Source organism: Streptomyces nidicola (assembly GCF_050106155.1).
Lineage (GTDB): Bacteria > Actinomycetota > Actinomycetes > Streptomycetales > Streptomycetaceae > Streptomyces.
Genome location: NZ_JBNBPI010000001.1, coordinates 566,645 through 582,897, shown reverse-complemented (window position 1 = coordinate 582,897; position 16,253 = coordinate 566,645). Strand labels below are relative to the sequence as shown.

16 protein-coding genes are annotated in these 16,253 nt (G+C 71.7%); 7 read left to right on the top strand and 9 right to left on the bottom strand.

What is annotated here, in order from left to right; translation table 11 throughout:
* Window positions 1-53: 53 nt before the first annotated feature.
* From ACOKM3_RS02750 to ACOKM3_RS02740, 3 genes are all read right to left on the bottom strand, one after another.
* On the bottom strand, window positions 54-1,886 hold the full coding sequence (locus ACOKM3_RS02750; RefSeq protein ID WP_426896493.1) for a PP2C family protein-serine/threonine phosphatase: 1,833 nt from the start codon (window positions 1,884-1,886) through the stop codon (window positions 54-56).
* Window positions 1,887-2,021: 135 nt separating this feature from the next.
* On the bottom strand, window positions 2,022-2,681 hold the full coding sequence (locus ACOKM3_RS02745; RefSeq protein WP_426896491.1) for a triphosphoribosyl-dephospho-CoA synthase: 660 nt from the start codon (window positions 2,679-2,681) through the stop codon (window positions 2,022-2,024).
* Between the two features lie 323 nt (window positions 2,682-3,004).
* Entirely contained in the window at window positions 3,005-3,532 is a 528-nt protein-coding gene (locus tag ACOKM3_RS02740) for a cupin domain-containing protein (RefSeq protein WP_426896489.1), read from the bottom strand.
* A gap of 771 nt (window positions 3,533-4,303) precedes the next feature.
* On the opposite strand from ACOKM3_RS02740, the gene ACOKM3_RS02735 reads away from it, so the two are divergent.
* The 3 genes from ACOKM3_RS02735 to ACOKM3_RS02725 all read left to right on the top strand — a co-directional run bounded on the left by ACOKM3_RS02735 (window position 4,304) and on the right by ACOKM3_RS02725 (window position 7,540).
* Entirely contained in the window at window positions 4,304-5,857 is a 1,554-nt protein-coding gene (locus ACOKM3_RS02735) for an MFS transporter (RefSeq protein WP_426896487.1), read from the top strand.
* A 54-nt stretch (window positions 5,858-5,911) separates the two neighbouring features.
* Entirely contained in the window at window positions 5,912-6,409 is a 498-nt protein-coding gene (locus ACOKM3_RS02730; RefSeq protein ID WP_426896486.1) for an FBP domain-containing protein, read from the top strand.
* Window positions 6,410-6,697: 288 nt separating this feature from the next.
* The gene (locus ACOKM3_RS02725) at window positions 6,698-7,540 is read left to right on the top strand and encodes an alpha/beta fold hydrolase (protein WP_426896484.1); all 843 of its coding nucleotides are present in this window, start codon (window positions 6,698-6,700) and stop codon (window positions 7,538-7,540) included.
* 22 nt (window positions 7,541-7,562) lie between these two features.
* Here the strand turns inward: ACOKM3_RS02725 and ACOKM3_RS02720 are convergent, their stop codons facing one another.
* Both ACOKM3_RS02720 and ACOKM3_RS02715 read right to left on the bottom strand, forming a co-directional pair.
* Window positions 7,563-8,276 (bottom strand): TetR/AcrR family transcriptional regulator, encoded by a 714-nt coding sequence (locus tag ACOKM3_RS02720; protein WP_426896482.1) that lies wholly within the window; start codon window positions 8,274-8,276, stop codon window positions 7,563-7,565.
* Window positions 8,277-8,306: 30 nt separating this feature from the next.
* Entirely contained in the window at window positions 8,307-9,512 is a 1,206-nt protein-coding gene (locus tag ACOKM3_RS02715; RefSeq protein WP_426896480.1) for a serine hydrolase domain-containing protein, read from the bottom strand.
* Window positions 9,513-9,728: 216 nt separating this feature from the next.
* Here ACOKM3_RS02715 and ACOKM3_RS02710 point away from each other — a divergent pair, with 216 nt between their 5' ends.
* On the top strand, window positions 9,729-10,610 hold the full coding sequence (locus ACOKM3_RS02710) for a universal stress protein (protein ID WP_426896479.1): 882 nt from the start codon (window positions 9,729-9,731) through the stop codon (window positions 10,608-10,610).
* A gap of 143 nt (window positions 10,611-10,753) precedes the next feature.
* Entirely contained in the window at window positions 10,754-10,975 is a 222-nt protein-coding gene (locus tag ACOKM3_RS02705; RefSeq protein WP_426896477.1) for a hypothetical protein, read from the top strand.
* Window positions 10,976-10,977: 2 nt separating this feature from the next.
* Here the strand turns inward: ACOKM3_RS02705 and ACOKM3_RS02700 are convergent, their stop codons facing one another.
* On the bottom strand, window positions 10,978-11,670 hold the full coding sequence (locus ACOKM3_RS02700) for a DUF899 domain-containing protein (protein WP_426896475.1): 693 nt from the start codon (window positions 11,668-11,670) through the stop codon (window positions 10,978-10,980).
* 185 nt (window positions 11,671-11,855) lie between these two features.
* Between ACOKM3_RS02700 and ACOKM3_RS02695 the strand changes: the two genes are divergently transcribed.
* Window positions 11,856-13,370, top strand: coding sequence for a hypothetical protein (locus ACOKM3_RS02695; protein ID WP_426896473.1), 1,515 nt, complete (start codon window positions 11,856-11,858; stop codon window positions 13,368-13,370).
* 49 nt (window positions 13,371-13,419) lie between these two features.
* Here ACOKM3_RS02695 and ACOKM3_RS02690 read toward each other — a convergent pair whose 3' ends face one another.
* The 3 genes from ACOKM3_RS02690 to ACOKM3_RS02680 form a co-directional block, all read right to left on the bottom strand.
* Window positions 13,420-14,235, bottom strand: a complete 816-nt coding sequence (locus ACOKM3_RS02690; RefSeq protein WP_426896471.1) for an SAM-dependent methyltransferase — start codon at window positions 14,233-14,235, stop codon at window positions 13,420-13,422.
* 82 nt (window positions 14,236-14,317) lie between these two features.
* Window positions 14,318-14,569 carry a DUF397 domain-containing protein gene (locus ACOKM3_RS02685; protein ID WP_426896469.1) on the bottom strand — a complete coding sequence of 84 codons (252 nt, stop codon included), beginning with the start codon at window positions 14,567-14,569 and terminating at the stop codon, window positions 14,318-14,320.
* Window positions 14,566-15,435, bottom strand: coding sequence for a helix-turn-helix domain-containing protein (locus ACOKM3_RS02680; RefSeq protein WP_426896467.1), 870 nt, complete (start codon window positions 15,433-15,435; stop codon window positions 14,566-14,568). The genes ACOKM3_RS02685 and ACOKM3_RS02680 overlap by 4 nt, the downstream gene beginning before the upstream one ends.
* Window positions 15,436-15,842: 407 nt before the next feature.
* Here ACOKM3_RS02680 and ACOKM3_RS02675 point away from each other — a divergent pair, with 407 nt between their 5' ends.
* Window positions 15,843-16,211 (top strand): ATP-binding protein, encoded by a 369-nt coding sequence (locus ACOKM3_RS02675; RefSeq protein WP_426896465.1) that lies wholly within the window; start codon window positions 15,843-15,845, stop codon window positions 16,209-16,211.
* The last annotated feature ends 42 nt before the right edge of the window (window positions 16,212-16,253 follow it).

The following is a 16,253-nucleotide window of genomic DNA, read 5'->3' as shown; positions in this document are numbered from 1 at the left end:
CGGTTGTTCCGGCCAGGTCCACGGGTATGGCGGCGGAGGGTCCTGAGCGGTCGTTAAGACGCCGAGGGGGACATCGCGGTGCGCCGCAGGACCAGGAGCGTCGCGTCGTCGGACCGGTGCGGACCGTCGAGTACGCCGACGATGCGCTCCGCGTACGCGTTGAGCGCCTCGTGCCCCGCGCCGGGGGCGGCGCCGCCCAGGCACTCCTGTGCCGCGTCGAGGAAGCGCTGCGTATCGAGGTCGGGGTCGCTGTCGCGGCGCTCGGTCAGCCCGTCGGAGTACATGAGGACGATGTCGCCCACGCGCAAGGACACCTCCGCGGTGGTGTACGGCGTTCCCGGCAGGACACCCAGGGGCAGGCCGGGCCCGCCCTCCGGGTCCGGGAGTTGGCGGGCCGTGCCGTCGCGCAGGAGGACCGGACGCGGATGGCCCGCGCAGGTCCAGCGCAGCAGGCCCTGCGCCGGGTGGTAGCGGGCGATGATCGCGGTCGCGGTGGACTCGGTGCCGTCGGCGCAGGCCAACTCGTTGAGCCACTCCGTGAGTTGCTCGACGCGCTGCTCGGTGTAGGCGAGGCCCGCGAGCGCGTAGCGGAGTTTCGCCATGAGGGTGACCGCGGCCAGGCCGTGCCCGCGGGCGTCGCCGAGCGCGACGAGGAGGCTCCCGCCGGGAAGCCTGCGCGCCTTGTACCAGTCGCCGCCCACCCCGGCCTCCCGGGCGTCGGGCCGGTACACCGTGGTGGCCTCCAGTCCGTAGGCGGCCGGCTCGTCCTGGAAGTGCGGGAGCACCGCCTCGCGCAGGACGCCTGCGACCTCGGCGACGGCCTCGGCGCGCTCGCGCTGGCGCCGCGCCTCGCGCTCCGCGCGCTCGACGGTCGCGCGCCGGCGCCGCTCGGCGGTCACGTCCGTGAGCACGGCCCGCAACGCCCACACCAGGCTGCCGGGGGCGATCCGTACCGGCTCGGCGGTCATCCGGATCACGCGGGAACCGGCTCCGTTCATGCGCAGTTCGCAGGCGGCCGTGCGTTTGCGCAGGATGACGTCGTACAGCGTCCGGTACAGCTCGGGCAGGCTCTCCGGGGTCACGGTCGCCGCCAGCTCGGCCAGGGTGGGGATGTCCGCGTGGCCGGGGATGCCAAGGACCTGCCGGAAGCCGCGCGACGGATCGACCCCGCCGTCGCCCAGGTTCCACTCCGCCCAGCAGGTGCGCACCAACCGCTGGGCGGCGGCCGCCATGTGCAGGAGGTGGCCGCGCTCCCAGGTGACCAGGAGGTGTTCGCCGCATGGCGCCACCCGTACCTGATCGTTGATCCGCACCGGGCCGTGCGTCGTGGTCATCACCCACTCGACCAAGGTGGGCCCCTGCGGGGCACCCCGGCGCAGGGCCTCGGTCAGCATGTCGGGAAGCGGCGACCCGGCCAGCGACGGAAACCGCTCGAACAGCGAGGCGGGACGACTCCAGTGGGGGACACCGCCCTGCGGGAGGCGCTCGCCGGCGTATGCGAGGGCCGCCGCGTTCCGGGCGACGTAGAGGGCGTCCTGGATCCGGCCGTCATCATCCAGGAGCGGAGCCACCAGGAGCGCAGGAACGGACAAGGCCTCGAGCACCTCACGGCCGGAGGGCGTCGGTGGCAGGGGAGTGGAAGAGACCGGGGCCGTGGGTGCGGCGGCACCCTGGTCCTGGCCTTGGTCCTCGGCCTGGCCCTGGCCCTGGTTCTCGCCCTGGTTCTCACCCTGGTCCTGGTCCTGATCCCGGTCCCGACTGCGGTCCCCGTCCTGGTACGACTCGGCGTACTTCCTGATCCGTCGGCGCTGGGCGGCCAGGAGCTCCCGGATCGACTGGAGCGCCAGGTGGGTGCGGGCGTCGGGCACCGGTGAGGTGGCGTCCATGCGGGGGGAGTGCCTCCTGTACGCGACGTGGCCGGTGCCCATCAGCCTCGACGGCCGGGCCGGGACGGGCCAATCTGCCTACGCCAAGCGGTGGCGCGCGCCCCGGGCGCGGCGGGCCGTTCTTCGGCGCGCAATTCAGGCCGCGGCGGAGAGCGGGCGCTCGACGACGGAGTCCAGGAACAGCAGCACCGTGTGCAGCGCGCCGCTGGCCGCCGGGCAGATCCCGTAGCGGAGCATCTCCTCGTCGAGCTCGGACAGCAGCCGGCTCCCTTCCTCGGCGCCGGAGCCGCCCGCGGTGAGCACGGCGGCGGCGTCCTGCCGGATCAGGCGGACGGCCAGCGGGCCCTTGTCCTGAGCCACCCGCACGTCGTCGATGGAGGCGATGAGCGTGAGGAGCGCGTCGAGCTGCGCGGTCTCCTCGGGGACGCCCCGCTCCCGCGCCGAGCGCAGCTCCGGCAGGACGGTGAGCGCGGTGGCCAGGTGGCGCTCCCTGTCCTCGGCCGTCATGGCCCGGTAGCCGTCGCGGAAGTCCCCGGTGGGTTCGACCCGCGCGTCGAGGTCCAGGGCGAGGCGGCAGGCGTCGTCGGCGCTCGCCACGCCCTGCGCCCACGCGGCCGACAGCAGGCAGAGCAAGCGGGCGGCGACGTCGAGGCCGTTGAGGGAGGCGACATAGGGAACGTGGTGCTGCGCGTCGGCGCAGGCCACCGCGAGCCGGTCCAGGTCGGCCCCGGCCTCGGCGGCGGGGCGGAACGAGCCGTGCAGGCCGACACCGGCGTCGACGAGGGAGGAGAACACGGTGTTGGCCGGGTCTGCGCGGTGCGACAGTCCGGCAGCCCCGGCTTCGGCGTCAGGAACACCTCGCGGGTGAAGGCGGCGACGGCGAGATCGGCGAGACGGTCGGCGGAGTCGTTCGGGTTGCTGGCGAGCATGCTCTGTCGCTTCCACTGGGCGGTTCGGTCGGACGGTTCGGCGCACGGACCGGCGGCGGGCCGGACGCATCGGTCGTACTGCCCGGCGCGGGACGGGCAAACCGGGACCAAAGTCCTATTCGTGGCAGCGGCCTGCGTACACACCGCGCGCGGTGGCTGCTCTGAACCGGTGGGCGCCGGGCCCGCCGGCTACTGCGTGGACCCCGTTCCGAAGTCGAAGTCCTCCACGAAGTAGCTGTCGTGCCGGACGCGGAACTCCTTGAGCTCCTCGGGGCCGCGCTGCGACATCTCCGCGACCCGCTCGAAGTAGTCCTCGCGCGGGGCGCCGGGAGCGAAGAGCATGAGCATGGACACGGGGTCGTCGGTCACGTTCTTGAAGGCGTGCAGACCGCCGGCCGGCACATACAGGAAGTCCCCCTCCCGGCCCGTCACCCACTTCTCGCCGTCATAGAGCTCGAGTTCGCCGGACAGGACATAGAACGACTCCGACATGGCCCGGTGGAAGTGCTCCTTGGCGCCCGCGGACCGCGGGCCCAACACGCCCTTGTAGAGCCCGAATTCGCCTCCGGTCGACTCCTGCGTGGCGAGGTAACTGGTGGACCCGCCGGCCGATGACACCTCCGGCGGGGTGTTGGCCGAGCGGAACGACGCGCTCACCTCGCCCTTGTCTCCGTGGTAGCGGGGCTCGGGGAACTGCATGTTCTCGAAGTACGACATCGTGCGCTCCTGGTCGTCGGGTTCGCCACAACACTGCCCCGGAGTGGCCACGCGCGGCATCGGGCTCGTGAACGATTGGCGCGGACCCGTCGAAGGAGGTCCAAGGGCCTAGGCACAGACAGCGGCTGCCATGGCGAGGATGCGCCGGGCGACACGCACAGCGACGCACTCGGACCCATTTCTTGAACCCTTTCCGTGTGTGCGGGCGGTAGGAAAATCCGGTCGCGCGGTGGAGCCGATGGGATATCGTGTCCGGGATTTCGCGCGGCAGGTTCTCTGCCGCCCCGTTCGGCGCGCTCGGCGTCGACACGCACCGCGTGCCCTGCCCGGAAGGAGGCGAGAGACATGGACCGTGCTGAATGCGTTGCGGCCATAGTTGCCTCCGGCCGTGTGCCCTCCCTCCTCTGCGGCGCGCGGTAACTCTTCCCCCTTCTCGTTTCTTGTCCGCGGCATCTTCCTGAGATGCCGCGGCACGAGATGTCCTGGCCTGCGCGGTTCGTCGCCGCTCGGGCCGCGGGGGCGCGCGCCCGAAGACGGGCCCTTCTTTTGCTGGTCACCGTGATCTCGGCACTCTCCGCCTCACGACCGGCAAAAGCGCCGGTGTGAGTTGACACGCAGCTGGTGAGGCAGGCCCCGGGTGCTGTCCGCGGTTCCCGCTGCCCTGTCGCCATGCCGTGTCCCGCGCTGCGTACACCGGCCCGTCGCCACCACTGCGACCGTCCCTGGCCGGCTGTCTCGACAGCACTTCGACACGAAACGTGCGTGATCTCCATGAGCAAGAAACGTCCCGGAGGGGAATCCCTCCCGTCCGCGCCTTCCACGGCCGTCGACCGTTCCCCGGACGGCGAGGCTCCCGCCGCGACTCCGACTCCGTCACCGACACCGGATCCGAAGCGCTGGTGGGCGCTGGCCGTCATCGCCCTCGCCCAGCTGATGGTGATCCTTGACGGCACCGTCGTGAACATCGCGCTGCCCTCCGCCCAGCACGCTCTCGGCATGTCGGATGCCGACCGGCAGTGGGTGATCACCGCCTACACGCTGGCCTTCGGCGGGCTGCTGCTGCTCGGCGGCCGGATCGCCGATCTGGTGGGCCGCAAGCGCACCTTCGTCATCGGCCTGGCCGGGTTCGCCGCGGCCTCCGCGCTGGGCGGCGCGGCGGCCGGTCCCGGGATGCTGTTCGTGGCGCGGGCCCTGCAAGGTGCGTTCGCGGCGGTCCTGGCGCCCTCGGTCCTGTCGCTGCTGACGACGACGTTCACCGACCCCAAGGAGCGGGCCAGGGCGTTCGGGGTCTACGGTGCGCTGGCCGGCGGCGGCAGCGCGGTCGGGCTGATCGTGGGCGGTCTGCTGACCGAGTACCTGAACTGGCGCTGGTCCCTGTACGTCAACGTGCCCATCGCGCTGGCCGCCCTGCTCGGCGCACCGGCCTTCCTGCGCGACCGCTCCGGCCGCCGGGGCGGGCACCTGGACGTGCCCGGCGCGCTGCTGGGCTGCGGCGGGCTCGTCGCCCTCGTGTACGGCTTCAGCGAGGCCGAACCTCGCGGCTGGACCAGCCCGGCGGTGCTCATGCCGCTCGTGGCCGGCGTGATCCTGCTCGCCTCCTTCGTGTGGTGGCAGAGCCGCGCGGCGAGCCCGCTGCTGCCGCTGCGCATCGTCAAGGACCGTGTCCGGGCCGGATCGTTCGCGACGATGGGCCTGGCCACCATCGGCATGTTCGGCGTCTTCCTGTTCCTGACGTACTACCTACAGGTCGTCCTCGGCTACCCGCCGGTGCGGACGGGCCTGGCCTTCGTGCCGATCTCGGCCGGCATCGTCATCGGCGCGACCCAGATCGCGGCCCGCCTGCTGCCACGCACGGCACCACGCACCTTGATGTCGTCCGGGATGGTGCTGGCCGCCGCCGGCATGGTGCTGCTCAGCGGCCTGACCGTGCATGCGCGGTACCTCCCGCACGTGCTGCCCGCCCTGCTGCTGCTCGGTCTGGGCATGGGTCTGACCTTCATGCCGGTCTACGCGACGGCCACCGCCGGCGTGCCCGCGCAGGACGCCGGTGTGGCCTCGGCCGCCCTCAACACCGTTCAGCAGATGGGCGCTTCGCTGGGCACCGTACTGCTCAACACCATCGCCACCGGCGCCACCAGCCGTTACGTCCACTCGCACGTGCACGATCCGGCCCACGGCGGCGCGACCCTCAACGAGGGCATGGTGCACGGCTTCTCCGTCGCCTACCGGTGCTCGGCGGGCGTCCTGCTGCTCGCCGCCCTGGTAGCGGGCCTCACCGTACGGCTCAAGACACCGAAGCACGCCGGAAACGACGCACCGGCCTAGCGGGCCGGGGCCGTGTCCCGTCACCGTCCACCCCACCCCCTCGAAGGACTCTCCATGAAACCCCTGACCGAGCACGACATCCGTACCTCGTTCGTCAACTGCTCGAAGGGCGAGGCCAAACGCCTCCCCCTGCCCAAGAACCTGGCGGACCTCGACCACTGGGACGACCTGGACTTCCTGGGCTGGTTCGATCTGTCCGCGCCGGATCGCAGATATCTCGTCGTCGAACGCGCCGATGAGCTCGTCGGCCTGTCCCTGCGCTCCGCTTCCGGCAACCGCGGTTTCCTGCGCCGCAGCATGTGCTCGCTGTGCCTGACCACGCATCCCGGCAGCGGCGTCTCCCTGATGACCGCCCCCAAGGCGGGCCCGGCCGGCCGCGAAGGCAACTCGGTGGGCCGCTACATCTGCACCGACCTGGACTGCTCGTTGTACGTACGGGGCAGGAAGAAGGCGGCGCCGGGCGGGCGCATGGAGGAGTACCTCACTGTCGAGCAGCAGATCGAGCGCCTGCGCGGCAACCTCGACGCGTTCGTGGAGCGGGTCTTCCACTGAGACCGACAGGGGTTCGACGGCCATCGTCGCCGAGCCCCTGTCCACTCCTTGAACCGCCGTCTCGAGCTGGTCGCGCTCGCTGGGGCGGTTGGCGTCCCACATCGCGTCCAGGAACGGGTACGCCCGCCGGACCGCGTCCCGCGCCGTACCCTCGCGCGGTGTGCCGTCGGACCGGGAAAAACCGCACGGGCATCCACAGCGCCCGGAAGAGCCTCCGCGCGTCAGCCACCGCACCGCCCGCCGCCCGCCGAGCGATGAATTCGGGAGGCGGACGGGGTCTGCCCTGGTATGACCACCGTCAAAGCCAATGACATCGCTCTCGGTATCGAATCGTTCGGCGCCGACGACGCGCCCCTCGTCCTGCTCGCGGGCGGGACGACGATGCTGTCCTGGCCCGACGCACTGTGCGAGCGCCTCGCCGCGAGCGGGCACCGCGTGGTGCGCTACGACCTGCGCGACAGCGGGGAGTCGACGACCGGGGACCCGGAAGCACCCGACTACACGCTGCGTGACCTGGCCGCCGACGCGGCCGCGCTGGTCGAGGCGCTCGGCGGCGGACCCGCGCACCTCGGGGGGATCGGCGTGGGCGGGATGGTCGCGCAGGTGGCCGCGCTCGATCATCCGGACGCGTTCTCGGCGCTCACCCTGGTCGGCACGCGCGCAGTGGCCCCCGGCCCGCCCGACGACGACCTTCCCGACCACGACCGGGCGACGATGGGCCGGCTGTTCTCGCGGCCGATGCCCGACTGGGCGGACCGTGCGGCGGTCGCGGAGTTCGCCGCCGGCGGCGCCGAGATCCTCGGCAACGACCCTGTGGCCGCCCGCTCGGTGGCCGCGCGCGTCTGGGACCGCACGCCCGGCAGCGCGCCCCAGGTCCAGATGGCCAACCAGTTGGGCATGGTGTTCTCCAGGCTCGACTGCACGCCCCGCTGGCGTGAGCGGCTGCCCGGGATCGCGGTCCCCACGCTCGTCGTTCACGGCCGCCGCGACCCGTTCTTCCCCGTGGGCAACGGCGAGGCGATCGCACGGGAGATCCCCGGGGCCCGTCTGCTCGTCCTCGAGGAGGCCGCCACCGCGATCCCCGACGCGGACGTCGGGGAGGTCGCCGAGGCGATGAGCACGCTTCACTGACGGGGCCGTCCGCCGCCGCGCCCTACTGCGGGTGCGGCGCCCGCGACTCCACCGCGTCGAGCAGCAGCCCGAGGACCGTCTCGAACTGGTCGTCCTCGTCCGCCTCGGCCAGGTGCGGGGCGACCGACGCGAGGTGCGGATAGGCGGTCGGCGACACGGCCAGGTACTCGCGCCGCCACGCCAGCCGGTCGCCCTCCCGGGCCGCGCTGTCCAGCGCGGCGACGGCCGCCTCCTGCGCGCCCATGGCGAGGGCGGTGTCGGCGAGCGCGCGGTAGTAGCGGGCGGCCTCACGGTCACCGAAACCGGCCTGCCGCAGCGCGCCGATGACGAGATCCGCACCCCGGAACTCGGCGTCACGGCGCGAGACCCGGCCGGCCACGGCGGCGGCGACCTGCGGGTGGGTGAGGCAGGCACCGCGTACGCGACGGGCGAGGCCGGCCAGGGTCTCGCGCCAGGAGTCGGTCGGCTCGTACCCCGTGACCGCCTCCTCGATCAGCTGCTCGGCGAGCCCGAGGAGGATCTCCTCCTTGCCGGAGAAGTGGCGCAGCACGGCGGTGTGGTTGGAGCCGAGCTCGGCGCCGAGGCGTCGCAGCGTGAGGGCGTCGGGGCCCTCACGTGCGAGGAGGGTGCGGGCGGCGTCCAGGATCCGGTCCCGGTTGAGGGCGGTGGACGGTGGCCGGCCGCGCCGGGCGGTGCGGGCGGCCGGTGCCGGCGTGCTGCCGCCGTGGTCTGTCATGGCATCGATCCTATGCACCGGCCCGCCCCGTCACTCCGCCGTGGCGAGGTGGGTGACCAGGGCGGAAAACGCCGCCACGGTCTCGGCGTCCCGGTCCGGATCCTCGGCCACGGGCCAGGCACTCGTCTTCACCACGACGACGTCCGCCACCGGATCCACCCACAGGAACTGCCCGTAGATGCCGAGACCGGTGAACGCGCGGTGCTCGCCGCCGAGCGTCCACCACTGGTTCGCGTAGCCGTAGTGCGCGGGGTACAACTCGCTGAGCGCTCCCGGCCGCAGGATCTCCTTTTCGCTCCCGCGTCCACGCTCGACCCACTCCTTCGGGACGATCTGCTCCCCGTCGACGGCCCCGCCGCGCGCCATGAGCAGCCCCACCCGGGCCATGTCCCGCACCGTCGCATTGAACGACCCGCCGCCGACGGCGGTCCGCGGACGGCTGCGCGAAAGCCCGTAGTACGCGGCCGTCTCCGCGCCGATCCTGCTCCACAGCCGCTCGGAGGCGTACTGGGCCAGGGGCATGCCGGTGGCGGCCTCGACCAGCCAGCCGAGGACCTGAGTGTCGAGGGTCGAGTAGTTGAAGAACGTGCCGGGGGCCGCACCGGTGTCCAGAGAACGGACCACGTCGAGTATCGAGCCACGGCCGGTCACGGCCCGCATCAGACGGTTGACGGGTGCCTGCGGGTCCTCGTAGTCCTCGACGCCGCCGGCCCCGCTCGTCATGTCGAGCAGATCCGCGATCGTCGGCCCGTCGAAGGCCGACCCGGCCAGCTCGGGGCAGTACGTCACCACCTTGTCGTCGAGCGAGCCCACCGTGCCCTCCGCCAGGGCGATGCCGAGCAGCACCGACGTCACCGACTTGGTGAGCGAGAAGAGCTGGAAGCGGCGGGCGGGCCCGCCGAACCGGCCCGGATAGCTCTCGTGCACGAGCCGTCCGCGGTGCAGGACGGCGAACCCCGTGGTGTGCGTCCGCGCGTGCAACTCGTCCAGGGTGCGGCGCGTGCCGCGGAACTCGTACGTGAATCCAGACGGCATGTCACCCGAGGGCAGCGTGCGCACCTGCGCGGCGGCGGGCACGTCCGCCACCGGCAGCACCGTCGACATGTGCGTGAACGTCCACTCGTTCATGGGCCGCCGGAACGCGACCTCCTCCTGGTGCCGCCACAGCCAGGCCATGCCGGCCCCGGCGGCCGCGACCGCCGTGCCGCCCGCCATCCACCGCGCTGTGCGTGCCATATGTGTGCTCCCCGGGGCTCGAACCGATTGATGGACCAACGATTTATGAACCAATGGTGACACCACTGGTTCGGCCAGGGCAATGGGGTGTCGACGGTGCGGCGGGGGTCCGGCCGACGAGGACTCGTCGTGCGCCGCCCGGCAGGCCGGGTCACGCTGGAACCGGGCCGCGAAAACGGCCGTGAACGGTGACAGGGAACGACAGGGAGTGCACGCATGGCAGGCCATGTGCTGGTCGGGGCCGACGGGTCAGAGTCGAGTCTGGAGGCCGTGTCGGTCGCGGCCCGGGAGGCGCGGGAGCGCGGCCTCGGGCTGCGTATCGTGCACGCGTTCGTCTGGCCGCACATGCGCGCCGCCGGGCTCGCCGCGGCCGCGCAAGCGCTGCGCGAACAGGCCGACACCGTGGTGACGACGGCCGTCGAGCACGCCCGCGCGGCGGAGCCGGACCTCGCCGACGTCGAGGGCGAGGTCGTCACGGGTGAGGCGCTGACCGTTCTGACGGCCCGCTCGAAGGAGGCGGACCTGGTCGTCGTCGGCAGCCGCGGCCTGGGCGCCTTCACGGGGCTGCTGATCGGCTCGGTCGCGGTGTACCTGGCCGCCCACGCCGAGTGCCCCGTCCTCGTCGTGCGGGGGCGGGCCGACGCGGACGGTCTCATCGCCGTCGCCGTCGACTCGTCGGGCGACGCGCGGGCCGCGGTCGAAGCGGCGTTCGGCGAGGCCGAGCGCCGTGGCACCGGACTGCTCGCCCTGCACGTCTGGAACACCTGGTCCGCCGAGGGCCCGGACCACCACGGCGCGCTGAGTCCGCTCGTGTCCAACATCAGCGAACTGCGCAAGCAGGCCGGACAGACCCTCACCGACGCCCTCGCCCCCGGTCTCGCCGCGCACCCGCACATCTCCGTGGAGCGGCGGCTGCTCGAGGGCAGGGTGCGCCCGGTCCTGATCGAGGCGTCCAAGGAGGCCCGCATGATCGTCGTGGGCGCCCGGGGCCGGGGCGGCTTCAAGGGGCTGATCATGGGCTCGGTCAGTCAGGCACTGCTCCACCACGCGGACTGCCCGGTCCTCGTCGTACGCGGCGGCGCGGAGCACCACGGGTGACCGTTTCCGGAGGTCAATCGGGCACTCCGGCGAGGACTCGGTGCCCGCTCCTCACTGTGCGTGACGTCGCGGTTGGACACTCCCGGGGCGCGTCTGGCAAGGTCGCCGGTCCGATCCCGTGAAGACCCGATGGGAGGGGCGCGATGACCGAAGTGAACACGATCGGCGTTGAGGAAGCGACAGCCGTCGCCCGGCTGCGCATGAACACCACGACACTGGACATCCCCAAGGACTTCGACCGCTGGTCGCCCGACGAGATGTCGGAATGGCTGGAGCAGACCGAGGACGACCCGAACGTCTCCGACACCGACTTCTACGAAGCCCAGCAGACCGTGCACCGCGTGCTCGGCGTCGAGGACGCCTGACCTCAGCCGCGCTCGCCGTACGCCTCCGCGATCTCCTGCGGTGACGCCCACCGGCTGTAGGTCGGCGACTTGGGCCAACCCGCGGGGGAGTCCTGCCACTCCTCCTGCCGACCGTACGGCAGCAGGTCCACCAGGCCGAACAGATAGCTCAGTTGCTCGGTTCCGCGGCCGTCGGTGTGCCAGGTGCGGTACACGGTGTCGCCGTCGCGCAGGAACACATTGACCGCGAACCCGGCGTTCGGCGGTGCGCCGAGGTCGGCGCCGAACTCGCTGTTCGCGGTGGAGTACCACGTCATCGTGTTGCCGACCTTGCGCCGGTACGCGAGCGCTTCGTCGATCGGCCCCTGCGTGACGATCACGAAGCGGGCGTCGAACTTCTCGAGCCCCGCGAGCCGCGTGAACTGTGACGTGAAGCCGGTGCAGCCGCCGCACTGCCACTCCGCGCCCTCGTGCCACATGTGGTGATAGACGATCAACTGCGGTTGCTCACCGAAGACTTCGGCGAGCCGCACCGGCCCGTCCTCGCCCTCCAGTACGTAGTCGGGCAGCTCGACCATCGGCAGCCGGCGCCGCTGCGCCGCGATGGCGTCGAGCTCCCGCGTGGCTGCCTTCTCACGGACCCGCAGCGCCGCCAGTTCCTTCTCCCACGTGACGCGGTCGACGACGGGCGGCAGGGCGTTGCCGGTGGTGGACATGGGGCCTCCGGACGGTGGGGCGCTTGCGCGCTGTTCGGTCGTACGCAGGGGTGGACTGTCCGGGACGCCGAAAGTCATCGGTCGCACGGACCGGTTCGCAGTGACCCGGAAGGCCTCTCGTAGGGTGCCTTCGAGGCCCCGTCGACCAAGGGGTCCGGTGAAGGACCGAGTACGGGGGAGTGGCATTGCGGATACGCGGACAGGGCCGGCGCTTCGGTGGGCGGGTCGCGGCACTGGTGACCGGGGCGCTGCTGACCGCGACCGGGGCGGCGGCGCCGGTCCTCGCCGCGGAGGGCCCGGACGGACAGGTTCGGCTCACGATGGACGTGCCCGAGGCGTCCGGTCTCTACGACGCCGATGAGGGCGCCGCAGCGCGGTTCGAGGCCCCCAGGATGCTCGTGCAACCGCACGGCGGTGTGGCCCGCAACGTCGAGATCACCGTGGACGCCCGGGAGTTGAAGGGCGTCGGCACGATGACTCCCGGGCATCGCTGCACGGGGGACGCCGACGTGTTCCGTTGCCGCTTCGACCCGCGCTCCCTGCGCTACGCGACGCACTTCAGCCCGTTCTACCTGCGCGGCGAGGACGGCGCAGCCCCGGGGGACGGTGGGACCGTGCACATCACCGCGCGCGCCGACAACGCCGCGTCGGTGCGGGCCGACATGCGGATGGAGGTGCAGCCGCCCGACCTGACCTCCATCGGAGTGGAGCGGGTGCCCGGTCTGGTGAAGCCAGGGGCGCCGGTCGAACTGCGGCCGGGCCTCGCCAACGAGAGCAACTGGCCGGTCGAGCGGTTCGCGCTGCGGATGAGCACCTACGGCCGCCATCTGACGGTGGACCAGAAGTACCGCAACTGCTGGTACCCGGACACCAAGGACGAGACCAGGGACCAGGAGCTGAACGGGAGCGAACTCGTCTGGTGCGAGTTCGACACGCCACTGCCGCCGCACAGCGCCTGGCGGATCGCCCGGCCGATGGCAGGCCACCTGGACGCGGACATGCCCGCGGAGAGCGTCCGCTACCAACTGCCTTATGCGATACGGGACAAGGCGGCCTACCCGCACCGGGGAAGCGGCCCGGAGCTGAAGCTCGAACGCGTTCCCACCAGTGACATCAAGAGCGGTGTCCACAAAAACGCCTGGGGCTCACTCATCGTGCGCGGCACCGCGCAGGTCGACTACGCGCCGATCGTCGAGGGACCCGTCCGCGGAAGGGTCGGCGAGACCGTCAAGGTGCGCATCGGCGCGCGCAACGTCAACGGGGGCAAGCTGCCCGGCATCAACCCGGACCGCGTCGAGATCGTCCCGCCCGAGGGCACCACGATCACCGGAACGCCCTACATGGTGGACGGCGACCCGATCGACGACGCGTGCAAACGCCCGGCGAAGGGCTCCCGCGCGTGGCGCTGCGGCCTGGGCAGCGAGGCGTTCGAGCAGATCGACGGCCGTGAAGGGGCACGCACGACCGTGACCGTCCGCATCCGCATCGACGACGACGTGCCCGGTGCGCGCGGCACGGTCCGCGTCGTCGGCAAGTACGACCGCACCCATGGCAACGACAGCGCCGCGCTGCGGACCGATATCGACGGCCGTGAGCGGACCTCCCCGCTCGCCATCGGCGGGGCGGTCGCGGGCGGTGCGGTGGTCGTGGTGGGAGGACTGGTGCTGGCACGCCGGTACCGGAGGAACCGGCGCGGCTGAGGGCCGCGCGTACGGTTCACACCGGCCGGCGCCAACGGCCCGGCCCCGCTCAGCGCTTGATGCCCACGCCCGCCAGCAGGCTGATCTCGGCGTCCGCGATCTCGGTCCCGTCCTCGGGGTTGTCGCGGCGCCAGCGGTGGCAGCAGATGATGCCCGGCTCGATCAGGTCGAGACCGTCGAAGAAGCGGCGGACGTCGGCGTGCGAGCGGAACTGCACCGGCGTCCCGGAGTTGGTGTACGCCTCCGCCACCCCGTTCCACGTCTCGGGGTCGAAGTCGGGCGTGCAGTGGTTCATGGCGAGGGCGCTGCCCGCCGGGAGCGGTTCGAGCAGCCGGCGCACGATGGCGTACGGGTCGTGCGGGTCGGTGACGAAGTGCATCAGCGCGTTGAGCGACAGCGCGATGGGCTTGGTGAAGTCCAGGACCTCGGCGTCCTGCACGGCGTCCAGGAGCGAGTCGGGGTCGGTGACATTGGCTTCGATGTAGGCCGTGCGCCCCTGGGACGTGCTGCGCATGAGGCGCTCGGCGTACTTGAGGACGAGCGGGTCGTTGTCGGCGTACACGACGCGGGCCTCGGGCACGAGGGACTGGGCGACCTGGTGCAGGTTGGGCTCGGTGGGGATGCCCGTGCCGATGTCGAGCCACTGGCGGATGCCGTGCTCCTGCGCCAGGACGCGGGTCGCCCGGTGCATGAACGCGCGGTTCTCGCGGGCGGTGACAGGCAGGCCGGGGTGGGCCTTGGCGGCGACCATGGCCGCCTCCTTGTCGACCTCGAAGTGGTCCTTGCCACCGAGGAAGTAGTCGTACATCCGGGCCGAGTGGGCCTTGCTCGTGTCGAGGTCCCGGCCGGACTGCCTGGTGGTCATGTGCTCCCCTTCGTAGGTGTGGTTCTCGGTCCACAGGCCGGGAACCGTATCGGTGTCGGTGTCCGTCCCGCAGGCCGCCGGCTCATCCGGCGGCCAAGTGATCGGCCATGCCCTGCTTGACGCCGCGGACGAACGCGGCGATCTCCTCCGGCGTGTAGATCAGCGCCGGGCCTGCCGGGTCGGTCGACTGCCGCACGGCCACGCGGCCGTCGGCGAGCAGCTTCGTCTCGACGCACTGCCCGCCGTTGGGCCCGCTCCAGGGGCGCTCCCAGCCCTGCTCCCCGAGGTTGCGGGCCGGCATCCCGTTGTAGACGCCCTCTTCGACGACCGTCATGTTGAGTACTCCTTGCGCATACGGTTCAAGAGCGCCCTGCTGTCATCCGACGACGTCAGCAGCGCCAAACGCGAATGCGCCTCAAGATGGGCGACCACGTCCGCGCGCTGGTCCAAATAGACGGATGCGGACAGGAGTTCGCTGTAGACGATGTCGGGCAGCTCTGGTTCCTCGAACCGGAAGTACGTGAACGGGGCGCACGCCCCGACATGTGCGCCCGCGGAGAAGGGCACGATGTCCAGGCTGATGTGCGCGAGCTCGGACACGTCCAGGAGGCGCTCGATCTGCTCCCGCATCACGTCGGCGCTGCCCACCTCCTTGTGCAGGACGGCCTCTTCCATGACCACCCACAACGTGGGGGCGTCCTCCTTCTCCAGCAGGCCCTGGCGGCGCAGCCGCAGCGCGACACGGCGCTCGAGGTCCTCCTCGCTGCCGTTCGGCAGGCCGCCGCGCAGCACCGCGCGCGCGTAGTCGGGGGTCTGCAAGAGGCCCGTGACGTACTGGGGTTCGTAGGTGCGCAGGGTCTTGGCGTCGGTCTCCAGGCTGACGTAGGCGGTGAACCAGCTGGGGACGGCGTCCCGGTAGGAGTGCCACCAGCCCGGCTCGTTGGCCTGCTCGGCCAGGTCGACGAACTCGTCGATCTCCTGGCGGCCCGCGCCGAAGGTCTCCAGGAGCTTCTCCACATAGAGAGGCTTCAGCGCTACTTCGGCCTTTTCCAGCCGGCGGATCGTCAGGGTCTTCACGCGCAGTGCCTTCGCCGCGTCCTCCAGCGAGGCACCGGCAGCCAGTCGCATGTCCTGCAGCCTGCGGCCGAGGATCATGCGCAGCACTGTCGGCGCGCTGGTACCAGAACGGGCCTCACTCACGCCCTACCTCCCTGAAGCTTCATCAACAAGACCATTCTTGCAGTGACTTGATGATGACGCCAGAGTGATACCCCGCTTGCTGAAATTATCAGGGAGTCGGTTGCAGCGTGAGCACGATCACGCGCATAGTTGCACTGTGAGCGGTCACGGCACGGCTCTGACGCAGCATCCGGCCCGGAGGGGGCGCGCGGTGCTGCCGTCGTCGTCGGCATGCCAACGCCGGGCGTCCGCCTGGGCCCGCGCCTCTCACAGCTCGAGCTGTAGCCCGCACCCCCACACCGCGCTCGCCCCGCGGAAGGCACTGGAAGGCGACATTCGTGACTCTCCCCACGCCCCTGACCCCGGCGTCGTCCCCCGTCTTAGCCGCCACCGCGCCCGGCCGGGAGTACTGGTTCGGACTGCCCGCGTTGCGCACGAGCGCGAGAGCCGCTCGCGACACCGTGCGCGAGCGGCTCCGATCCTGGGGGGTGCCCGGCGACACCTGCTGCGACGCGGTGCTGCTGATCTCCGAGTTGACCACGAACGCGCTGCTGCACACGGACAGCGATCACGTCCTGTGCGGCCTCAGGCTGACCGGCGACGAGCGGAATCTGCGCATCGAACTGCACGACGACAGCCCCACCCCGGTACAGCCGACCGAGCACCGCGCAGGTCCCGGCGAGGAGGGCGGGCGAGGCCTGTTCCTCGTCCAGCAGCTCGCGAACCGCTGGGGCTCCGCGCGCTCGTCGCGGGCCGAAGGAAAGGTCGTCTGGGCCGAGTTGACGGCCTTTTCCTGAGTCCATGGAGACCGGTAGGGGCCGCGCGGCCCCGCCCTTTCA